The sequence below is a fragment of the Mesorhizobium sp. M7A.F.Ca.CA.004.06.1.1 genome (assembly GCF_003999135.1).
Classification (GTDB): Bacteria; Pseudomonadota; Alphaproteobacteria; order Rhizobiales; family Rhizobiaceae; genus Mesorhizobium.
The window spans coordinates 1-7655 of sequence record NZ_RZPQ01000233.1 but is presented as its reverse complement, the minus strand read 5'-3'; the positions used below and the strand labels follow the sequence as shown (position 1 = coordinate 7655).

At 64.4% G+C, this 7655-nt stretch carries 4 protein-coding genes; 3 read left to right on the top strand and 1 reads right to left on the bottom strand.

Going from position 1 to position 7655, the window contains the following annotated elements; all coding sequences use genetic code 11:
• Window positions 1-479, bottom strand: a 479-nt coding sequence (locus EN906_RS15860; protein ID WP_164777192.1) for an Hsp70 family protein, incomplete at its 3' end; no start/stop codon positions are given.
• A 213-nt stretch (window positions 480-692) separates the two neighbouring features.
• Here EN906_RS15860 and EN906_RS15855 point away from each other — a divergent pair.
• The 3 genes from EN906_RS15855 to rpe all read left to right on the top strand — a co-directional run.
• Complete coding sequence (locus EN906_RS15855) at window positions 693-2948, top strand: hypothetical protein (protein WP_164748776.1); 2256 nt, start codon at window positions 693-695, stop codon at window positions 2946-2948.
• Window positions 2949-2958: 10 nt separating this feature from the next.
• On the top strand, window positions 2959-6804 hold the full coding sequence (locus EN906_RS15850) for a hypothetical protein (protein WP_127271685.1): 3846 nt from the start codon (window positions 2959-2961) through the stop codon (window positions 6802-6804).
• A gap of 220 nt (window positions 6805-7024) precedes the next feature.
• Window positions 7025-7655 (top strand): ribulose-phosphate 3-epimerase (rpe, locus tag EN906_RS15845; protein WP_127375249.1); only part of this gene is annotated, 631 nt, incomplete at its 3' end.

The window sequence follows — 7655 nt, the reverse complement described above, 5'->3', positions numbered from 1 at the left end:
ATCTTGCCGGCATCCTTGGTCGCCTGGCGCTGGGCGTCGTTGAAATAGGCTGGAACGGTGATGACCGCTTTCTCGACCTTTTCCCCGAGATAGGCTTCCGCCGTCTCCTTCATCTTCTGCAGGATCATGGCCGAAATCTGCGAGGGCGACTGCTTCCTGCCGCCGGCTTCGACCCAGGCATCGCCATTGTCGCCCTTGACGATCTTGTAGGGGACAAGCTTCTTGTCCTTCTCCGTCACCGGATCGTCATAGCGGCGGCCGATCAGGCGCTTGACCGCGAAGATGGTGTTTTCAGGATTGGTGACCGCCTGGCGCTTGGCCGGCTGGCCGACCAGACGTTCGTCGTCGCCCGAAATGGCGACGATGGAAGGCGTCGTGCGCGCGCCTTCCGCATTCTCGATCACCTTGGGCTCCTTGCCATCCATGATGGCGATACACGAGTTGGTGGTGCCGAGATCGATACCGATTACTTTTGCCATTTTTCTAGTCTCTCCGCTAAGCAGGCTATCAGGACCCGTACAGGCGTTCCGACGAAAGCCCCTGTTCACAAGAAATCCCGTTCCGGCAACCGGCATTCCGGCGCCGAACGGCTTGGCGCGTATATAAGAACAGGCGGCATCGCGCGCAAGCATTCTGCGCAAGGCTTCCATGAACCTTTCCACCTCCGCCTGCGACTGATCTCCAGGTGCCGCATGGTGCGGCCCGGAAAGGAAGCCCCCATGACCAATAACCCAGAGACTCCCAGGTCTCCGGGAACAACAGGAGCTCGGCGCGACCACCGCCTTCGGGACGAGGTCGATGCGCTGGGCTTTCTGTTGATTCCGTTGACCCTGCGTAAGAGCAGGCGTATCGTCATCTTGAGGAAAGCAGACAATTCGATCAGGGAAGAACGAGCCGGACCGCCGCGCCTTGCCCTGATTTGCGCGGCCAGACCCGACGTTCTCCCGTCGACTACGGGGGGTAGTGTCATGTCTCGCATCCGCGGCTCGTTTGTGTCGTCTCTTGCTGGCGGCTTGCGCCGCGCTGTGCATCCAGGCGGGTTGCTGGCACTCGGCCTGTGGCTGGGCGCCGCGCAGGCGCAGGAAACCCGGATCATCTATCCCGGTTCGATGGCGGTGACCGGATTTTCCGGCACCATCATTCCCAATTTCGACCCCCCTGATTCCGAAAAAGAGGGACTGCCGCCCGGCGTCGATCCGGTCGACGAAACCTTCATCGACACCACGCGCGCCACCTTGCGCGTCTTCGACGTCTCGCAACTGGGCGGACCAGCCACCGGCCAGCTCGTCAACACGCCACCGCCCTTCGAGGTGACGGCGGAGCAGGTCGGCCAGGTGTTCGGCGTCACCTACGATGACGGCGTGCGCGACGGCGTTCCGACGGGCATTCCCAATCTCTATGCCGGCGCCACCTCGCTGCACGGCATCCGTATCGTCACCCCGGACGCCGACGATGACGGCCGCCCCGAGCGGCAGCGCCGCGGCGCTGCCGGCGCCATCTTCATGGATGGCCAGTTCGGCACCGAAAACGGCGGCGGGCCGGGCACCGTCTGGAAGATCGACGGCATCACCGGCCAGGTCTCCAAATTCGCCGACATCGACACCAACAGCGGTCCCGGCATCGGCAATCTCACATTCGACGCCACTCATCGCGAGTTCTTCGCGTCCGATCTCGATACCGGCCTGATCCATCGCATCGATGCCGAAGGCAGGCTGATCGACAGCTTCGATCACGGCGTTGCCGGCCGTCCCGCGCATGGGCTTGCTCCAGTCGCCGACGACGGTTCGGTGATGGACATAAAGGGAGCGACCTTCGACAGCGAAGACCCCGACAGCTGGGGCTACACGCAGGACGAGCGCCGCGTCTGGGGCGTCTCCTACCATGGCGGCCGGCTCTACTACTCGGTCGGCGAAAAGTCGGAAATCTGGTCGGTGGGCATCGCCCGCGACGGCAGTTTTGTCGGCGACCCGCGCTGGGAACTGACGGTCAAGGCCGACAAGGACTACGCCGTCACCGACATCGCCTTCGACAATAGCGGCTTCATGTACCTGGCCCAGCGCGGCCCAGTCGAGAACCGCTACGATTACAGCCAATTCGCCGATTCCGGCAAAGGCGAGGTCATCCGCTACTTCCGAGAGAACCCGGACGATCCGGAGACGGAATCGGTCTGGGTCGAAGTGCCGCAGGAATATGCGGTCGGTTTCCCGCAGGGCAACCGGCAGGCCGCCGGCGGTCTCGACCTGCAATATGGTTATGATTCCGACGGCAATCTCGACACATCGGTCTGCACGCAGACGCTGGTCAAGTCAGGCGACAAGCTGCGCGACAATCCTTCACTCGCCGAACAGCTCGCCGCCGGCGGGCCGCTGGCCGTGCATGGCGTCCAGATCACGCCGAAAGAGCTGGTCAAGCCGGCCAACGTGCCGCCCTTCGGCTCCTGGTTCGTCGACTTCGACGGTTATTTCGAAGATCCGGAGGTCGAGGGCCATGTCGGCGACGTTGCCGTCTGGCATCCTTGCGAGGGCCGCGCCGGCTATTACGAGGAAATCCCGGGCGGCTACCTGCCCCCCTTCTACCCGCCGGATTTCCCACCACCCGGCAACCTGCCTCCGTGCATCGATGTCGAGGATATCAGGTATTACTGTACGCCTCGCGGCCTCCAGGCCGATCTCTATCTCCATGACCACGCCGGCTTCGGCGGCGATTCGATCAAGGCCCAACCTTCGAATGAGACAAAGTCCAGGACGCCAGGCGTCGGGGTGACATCATCCCAGTCGCATGCGCCCGGCAAGCCTTACACGGTCGACATCACCGGCCACTATCCGGGCGACAGAGTGGATGTTGGACTTTGCTTCTACAGGAAGTCCGACAAGGACAAGGGTGGCTACTACCCTTGCTGCAAGATGATCTTGCCGCTCCGAACCCCAGCCGTCAGCTGCGAACGTTGAGGAGGGGAAGATGAAAAATCTCGCACTCTCCCCGCTCACGACGAGCTCGCAATCCACAGTCATGGAGACGATCATGAAACCCCTGTCATACGCCAGGCGCGGCGCGCGCTGGCTGATGGCGGCCGGTATCGCGGTCGCCATGTTCACCCCTGTGGCAAGCCACGCGGAAGACGCCGCCCCGATCACCCCGGAACTGAGGCTCGATCTCGACAATTCGAAGATCGTCAATCCGAGGCCGGAGCGGGCGGTGCCCTTCTTCACCAAGAAAGGCACCCAGCGGAGCTGCGACTATGTCGTCTACTCCCTGAGCTTTGGCCTGCGCGGCGATGCGCAAGCCTTCGCCGACCTGACAGCCTTGCTGAAAACGCTCAAGATCGAGTTCAAGGACCAGCTTCCACACGGCCTTTCGATCGTCAGCGCGAATGTGTCGGGCGACGGCACGGACGCTTCGGGCGGACCATTGCCCGGCGTTTCGATCAGCACCTCGGCCGGTCCGAACGACACGGCAACGGTGTCCAATTTCCGGCTCTCCGCCGCTGATCTCGACGGCGCCGGTGCCGCCAATGAACGCGTCATCAACTTCCAGATCACGGCCAAGATCGACCATGCGGCGTTTCCTTCGCCGACCGTGATCGACAACCAGGGTGTGATCAAGGTCAGCAACGGAGCCGGCCCCGGGACCATCATCCCGTCGCAGGATCCGGGCAAGCCCGACGATGGCAACTACAAGACCGGGGCCAAGACCTCGATCAAGATCGACCTCACCAACTGTGATAAGCGGCCACCGCCTCCCGACCGGGAATGCTTCAAGGTGGAACGCGGCACGGTGGACTGCGTGCCCGGCGGCGGCGCCTTCATCTACCACATGCCGGTCGGCCCGGAGATGGGCGGCAAGTGGGTGCAGGTGTCGACGACCACATCAGGCGTCACCATCATCCCCGACACCCAGTTGGTGCCGGCGGGCGGCGGTGTGCTCAACTGGAAGATCGTCGGCGCATCGCCCGGCGACGTCATCCACCTCATCGTCACCGGCATCGAAACCTATGCCGGTCCGAAGGAAGGCTGGGGCCTTTGCTGCACGCAGACGATCGACATCGTCATCCCGCGTGACCAGAGGTGCCCGCCCAAGGACAAGGAGCCGGACCTCAAGGTCGAGAAACGCGCCGACGTGACGCGTTGCACGATGGGTGGCGGCTGCGACTTCACCATCAGGGTCACCAATGTCGGCACCGGTGCCTACCACGGCAAGATCGTGCTCGACGAGGTGACGCTGCCGGCCGGATCGACGCTCGATTCAGGACCCAATCCGCCCTGGGTCTGCATACCCGGCGCCACCCCGATGATTTGCACCTACCCAGTAACCACGCTCAATCCGGGGGCCTCCGTCAACCTCAAGCTCGGCTTCAAGCCGGCCGGAGGCTGGCAAGGCAGCGTCTTGCGTAACTGCGCCACCTATAATTACGGCGCCAGCGGCAAGCCGCTGTTCGGCAGCCAGTCGAACGATCGCGGCTGCGCCTCGATCCCGATCTGCCGGCGTGGCGATCGTGACCGCGACTGCCGGCCGCCGGTCGAGAAGAAGGTCGACCTGATCCTGAAGAAGCGTGCCCGCGTCCCGGTCTGCACGGCCGACGGCATCTGCCACTTCGTGATCGACATCATCAACAACGGCACATCGACTTATAACGGGCCGCTGACGGTGATCGACAGCTACCCGGCCGGCGCGCCGGCCTCCTCGACCTTCGGCCCAAGCCCGCCATGGACCTGCGTACCGACAGGTCCCGGCCTGTTCCGCTGCGACCATGCGGGGATCTCGCTGCCTCCGGGCGGCTCGACGCCGATCGTCGTCAAGGCGGTCATGCCGGCCGGCTATCAGTCGGACATTGTCGAGAATTGCGCGACGGTGAAGCCCATCCCCGGCGAAAACGACCTCACCAACAACAAGGCCTGCGCCAAGGAACGCTTCCGCCATCCCAATGGCGGCAAGCCGACCCTGCGCATCACCAAGGTCTGCAACGGCTCGCTCGCCGGTGCCGCGCTGATCTCTTGCCGCATCACCGTCATCAGCCTTGGCACCGCTGCCCCCACCGGTCCGGTGCGGGTCAACGATGCCGCCACGCTGGTGGCCGGCGGCGCGCCTGTCCAGATCCAGACCGTCACCCCTGACGGTGCGGAATGGGCGTGCGGACCGGTTCCGGCCAACGCGCTGTCGTGCCAGATTCCCGGTGCCGTCATGACACCTGGAACCAGCCGCCACTTCGACGTGACGGTTTCGGCCAATGGCGCGTTCGAAAACTGCGCGCGCGGCTCCTATGGGCCGGCGCCGGGCGACGACGTCGTCTATCCCTTTGGCCAGGCCTGCGCCAAGGGAGGCGGCGCCTCGACCATCCGTGTCGAAAAGACCGGCGACCGCGAATGCAGGCTCGGCCAACCCTGCTCGTTCGAGATCACCGTCACCAATGACGGAGCGACCGCCTTCTCCGGGCCGGTCCGCATTGGCGATGCGATCGGCGTGGAGGGTCTCGGCAGGCTGGAAGGCGTTGAGATCACGTCGATCGATCCGCCCTTCGGCTGCTCGCCGGAACCGGCAACCTTGCCTGCGTCCTGCATTGCCAATTTGTCGCTCGGCGCCGGCGAAAGCCGGGTGCATCATGTCACCGTGGTCATTCCCGACGACGGTCGTCTGGCCAATCTGCAGGGCAATGTCAGCGGCCAGAACTGCGTCGGCGTGCTCTCTCCCGACACACGGGTGCAAGGCGGTGGCGACGTGCTTGGCGGCGATCAGGCCAATGTGCAGGGCGATCGCGGCAAGGCCTATGCCTGCCATCCCTTCACCATCAGCCAGGAGACGAAGAAGGAATGCTCGCAAGGCTTCGTCATGAACGATGCCGGCCGCTGCGTTTGCCCGGAAGGCACCACCTATCGCAACGGCCAGTGCTCGCCGGGCGGCGGTATCGTGCCGAAGCCGGAGCAACCGAAGCGCTGCGTGCTGCTCGAAGGCCAGATCCGCACCGAGGACGGACGTTGCGTCTGCCCACGCGGAACCGGGCTTGAGAACGGCAGATGTGTCAGGACCGACAAGCCCGAACAGTGCACCGTCCGTGGCCAGGTCCACAATGCCGATGGCGATTGTGTCTGCCCCAGGGGGACCGAAATCCGGGGCAATGCCTGCCGCCCGATCCAGCCGAAGCCTGAGCAGTGCACCATCCGTGGCCAGGTCCACGATGCCGATGGCGATTGTGTCTGCCCGAGAGGGACCGAGGTGCGCAATGGCGCCTGCCGTCCGATGCGGCCAAAGCCCGAGCAGTGCACGATCCGTGGTCAGGTTCACGACGCCGACGGCGATTGTGTCTGCCCAAGGGGTACCGAGGTCAGAAACGGAGCCTGCCGCCCGATTCGGCCGAAGCCTGAGCAATGCACGATCCGTGGCCAGGTCCATGACGCAAAGGGCAATTGTGTCTGCCCGAGGGGTACCGAGGTGCGGGGCAATGCGTGCCGGCGCAAGCAACCGACGCAGGAGCAATGCGACATACGCGGCCAGGTCCACAACAAGCGTGGCGAGTGTGTCTGTCCGCGTGGGACGCAGGTGATCAACGGCGCATGCCGCAAGCCCAGGCAAGAGGTGGAATGCGCACCGGGCTCGCAGATGATCAACGGCCAGTGCCAGCCGATCATCAGGCGGCGCTGCCCGGAAGGTACGATCGGACGCTATCCGAACTGCCGGCCGCTCCGCGGGCAACCGTCGCTGGAGCTCAACCCCGGCCTGCTGCTGCAGCAGGTACTGCCACGGCGCAGGCCGCAGGTCGAACAGCAGCAGGATCCGGTTCCAGACAGAATCCTGAAACTCCAGCAGCAATAACGATCTGCTCGACGCCAGACCAGAAACCCGCCGGAGCAATCCGGCGGGTTTTCTTATGGCTCCGAGGCAAGCGGAAATTGGCTGCGACAGGATCGCGGACGCCGCAACGCCACCTCCGGCCGTGCAGCCGCCGCGCCCGTGCCCTCGACAAGTCGGCCGGAGCGCATTAGGCAGTCGATAGAGTGGCCGAACGTGAAGGGCACTCGGAAAGGCCGCATCCATGAGCAGAAAGACCCTGATTGCACCGTCGGTGCTGGCGTCGGATTTTTCCAAACTCGGCGATGAGGTCGAAGCGGTGGCGGCGGCCGGCGCCGACTGGATCCATCTCGATGTGATGGACGGGCATTTCGTGCCCAACATCACCTTTGGCCCGCCGGTGATCAAGGCGATCCGCAACCGCACCGAGGCCTTCTTCGACTGCCATCTGATGATTGCCCCGGCCGACCCCTATCTGGCCGCTTTCGCCGAGGCCGGCTGCGACGGTTTGACCGTCCATGCCGAAGCCGGCCCGCATCTTGACCGCTCGCTGCAGACCATCAGGAACCTCGGCAAGAAGGCCGGTGTGTCGCTCAATCCGGCGACGCCGGAAAGCGTGGTCGAATATGTGCTCGACCGGCTCGACCTGATCCTGATCATGACCGTCAATCCGGGCTTCGGCGGCCAGGCCTTCATCCCGGCGATCGTCGACAAGGTGAAGCGGGTCAAGGCCCTCATCGGCGGCCGGCCGATCCGCATCGAGATCGACGGCGGGGTTTCAGCCGAAACCGCGCCGCTGGTCACCGCTGCCGGCGCCGACGTGCTGGTGGCGGGCGCCGCCCTCTTCAAAGGCGGCAGCGACGAGGCTTACCGGC